The sequence below is a fragment of the Helicobacter pylori genome (assembly GCF_001998165.1).
Taxonomy (GTDB): Bacteria; Campylobacterota; Campylobacteria; order Campylobacterales; family Helicobacteraceae; genus Helicobacter; species Helicobacter pylori_DL.
This window is the reverse complement of record NZ_MTWR01000201.1, coordinates 1-303: the sequence shown is the minus strand read 5'-3', so window position 1 is coordinate 303 and position 303 is coordinate 1. Positions and strand designations below refer to the sequence as shown.

Annotated in this window: 1 protein-coding gene; it reads left to right on the top strand. The window is 37.0% G+C overall.

The window, feature by feature from the left end:
- Positions 1-180, top strand: a 180-nt coding sequence (locus tag BZK24_RS08895) for a hypothetical protein (RefSeq protein ID WP_143424426.1), incomplete at its 5' end; no start/stop codon positions are given.
- Positions 181-303: the final 123 nt, after the last annotated feature.

Sequence of the window (303 nt, the reverse complement as noted above, 5' to 3'; positions counted from 1 at the left end):
CAAGAAATTAAAAAACATGGAAACAACCTTATCGACACCGGTTACCCCCCTTATAGCGGGGCGAGCAGCAATAAGGGCTTGTTTGAATGGGAAGTGAAAGCCACTTACGGTATAGGGCCTGAATTTCAAACCATAGAAATTGAAAAAAACGTTAAGATCAGTTCGCTTCTAAAGCGCTGAATAATAAAAGTGGGATGAATAGTTTTCTCATGGTTATCTCTTTTTAGTTTATAGCGCCTTTATTATACAGTTTAAGGGGGTTGTTTGTTTGTTTTTTGAAATTTAACGCTTTTACAAGGGATT